Raw genomic sequence first — 2,038 nt, 5'->3', positions numbered from 1 at the left:
GCCATTATTGACGCGATGCTCAGCTTGCCATGTGCAGAGATCGGGTCAGCGAGCCCTATTCGGGAATTACCCCGATCTCGTGAAAAATATCAGGAAAATCAGAGGCACTTGGCGGAGAGGCAGGGATTCGAACCCTGGATACCCTCGCGGGTATGCCGCATTTCGAGTGCGGTGCATTCGACCACTCTGCCACCTCTCCGCGAAGTGTCGTTGAGCCGGCAAGCGCCGTCCCGGTCGAGGAAGCGCGCCGTTAGCGCATGCCCCGGCGCTTGCCAAGGGGAAACATGTTACACCTGCACTACAATCCACGGTCCTGCACCAAGGCTCGCTTGTTTCCCTCGGGTAGCGCCCTATATTCGGTTGCATGGATAGAGCGATTTTCTTTTCGCCCCAGGCTGGCCGTGAGATCACGGCCCCCCACGTCTCCAAAGCGCGGTTCGCCATCGGCGATGTCGTTCGGCACAAGCTGTTCGATTTTCGCGGGGTGATCTTCGATATCGACCCGGTCTTCGCCAACAGCGAGGAATGGTACGAATCGATCCCAGCCGAAATCCGCCCACCGCGCGAACAGCCGTTCTATCACCTCCTCGCCGAGAACGACGAGAACAGCTACGTCGCCTACGTCAGCCAGCAGAACCTGCTGTCTGATGCAGAGGGCGGCCCGGTGGACCACCCTTCGGTGCACGAGATGTTCGAGGCTTTCCGCGAAGGCCGTTACCGCCTGCGCCGCGGCCTGTCGCACTGATCCAGAAGGCCTGACAGCGGGTCCTTCCCGCTGTCAGCGCCCCTTCTCACTGCCTGCACCCTCAATCAGTTCTTGAGCTTCCAGCCCGACTGGAAGGCGTAGTAGATCGCTACCCACAGCACGAAGTTCAGCACGCCAAGCCCGATGGCGCCGTGCAGCACGGCCTCGTTCGTCGTGCCGATGTCGCTTTGCCCCAGGAATCCGAAGCGGAAGCCCGAGATCACATAGAAGATCGGGTTGAAGCGGCTGATCGTCTGGAACGTCGGCGAAAGGTTGCTGATGACGTAGAACGTGCCGGAAAGCATCGACATCGGCGTGATCACGAAGTTCGTGATCGCCGCGTTATGATCGAATTTTTCGGCCCAGAGCGACGTCAGCACGCCGATCAGTCCGAGCAGGATCGATCCCATCAGCCCGAACCAGATCACCGCCCAGGGGTGATGCACCGTAAGGTCCACGCCGGGCCAGAACATCATCGCGCCCGCCACCGCAAGGCCGACGAGGATCGCGCGCGTCACCGCAGCGGCGACCAGCGCGAGGATAAGCTCGGCGTTCGAGATCGGCGGCATCAGGTAGTCGATGATCGTGCCCTGGATCTTGCCGACCAGCAGCCCGAAGCTCGAATTGGCGAAGGAGTTGTTGATCATCCCCATCGCGATGAGGCCCGGCGCGACGAACGTGGCGAACGGAACACCCAGCACGATACGGCCGCCGCCGCCCAGCGCGAGCGTGAAAATCATCAGATAGAGCAGCGTCGTCACCGCGGGAGCCCAGATCGTCTGGGTCTGCACCTTGAAGAAACGGCGCACCTCCTTCATATAGAGGGTCCACAGCCCCAAGCGATTGAAGCTGCGGAAACGCAGCTCGCCGGGCGGTGGAAAATTCCCCGCGCCGCTGGGTTGTTCACTGATGGAAGCGGCCCCGCCAAGGGGCATCGGTTGATCGGCCATGCATGGTGCGGTATCGCGCATGCCGGATCATGGCAAGGCATTGCACCGCCTGCCCCACCGGGTAGGCACATTCCTGCGGCGAGCCCGCCTGCAGGACGAGTTCTGAAGGATTTGAGACGGCATGAGCTGGACGGACGAGCGGATCGAGAAGCTGACCAAGATGTGGGAAGGCGGTGCCACCGCCAGCCAGATCGCCGAAGAACTCGGCGGAGTCAGCCGCAACGCCGTGATCGGCAAGGCGCATCGTCTGGGGCTCAAGGCGCGCCCCTCCCCGGTCAAACCGAACGAGAAGAGCGAGGCTGCGCCCGCCGCCAAGGCTCCGCGCCCCGCTCCGCCTGAACCC

3 protein-coding genes and 1 tRNA gene are annotated in these 2,038 nt (G+C 62.4%); 2 read left to right on the top strand and 2 right to left on the bottom strand.

Annotated features, from left to right (window positions below):
• Window positions 1–109: 109 nt before the first annotated feature.
• Window positions 110–199: transfer RNA gene (locus NSE01_RS21065), tRNA-Ser, on the bottom strand.
• 165 nt (window positions 200–364) lie between these two features.
• Between NSE01_RS21065 and hspQ the strand changes: the two genes are divergently transcribed.
• The gene (gene hspQ / locus NSE01_RS21060; protein WP_147161510.1) at window positions 365–745 is read left to right on the top strand and encodes a heat shock protein HspQ; all 381 of its coding nucleotides are present in this window, start codon (window positions 365–367) and stop codon (window positions 743–745) included.
• Between the two features lie 65 nt (window positions 746–810).
• Here hspQ and NSE01_RS21055 read toward each other — a convergent pair whose 3' ends face one another.
• Window positions 811–1,695: an ABC transporter permease gene (locus NSE01_RS21055; RefSeq protein WP_147161511.1), complete on the bottom strand. Its 885-nt coding sequence runs from the start codon at window positions 1,693–1,695 to the stop codon at window positions 811–813.
• 121 nt (window positions 1,696–1,816) lie between these two features.
• Here NSE01_RS21055 and NSE01_RS21050 point away from each other — a divergent pair.
• Window positions 1,817–2,038 (top strand): GcrA family cell cycle regulator (locus NSE01_RS21050; RefSeq protein WP_218033317.1); only part of this gene is annotated, 222 nt, incomplete at its 3' end.

It is taken from the genome of Novosphingobium sediminis (assembly GCF_007991615.1).
Lineage (GTDB): Bacteria > Pseudomonadota > Alphaproteobacteria > Sphingomonadales > Sphingomonadaceae > Novosphingobium > Novosphingobium sediminis.
Note: the sequence above shows the minus strand (reverse complement) of the source record. Positions and strands in the feature narration are given on the sequence as shown.

Excerpts from the sequence above, each read along its gene's own strand:
- hspQ (WP_147161510.1), top strand. The coding sequence starts at position 365 with ATGGATAGAGCGATTTTCTTTTCGCCCCAGGCTGGCCGTGAGATCACG.
- NSE01_RS21055 (WP_147161511.1), bottom strand. The coding sequence starts at position 1,695 with ATGGCCGATCAACCGATGCCCCTTGGCGGGGCCGCTTCCATCAGTGAA.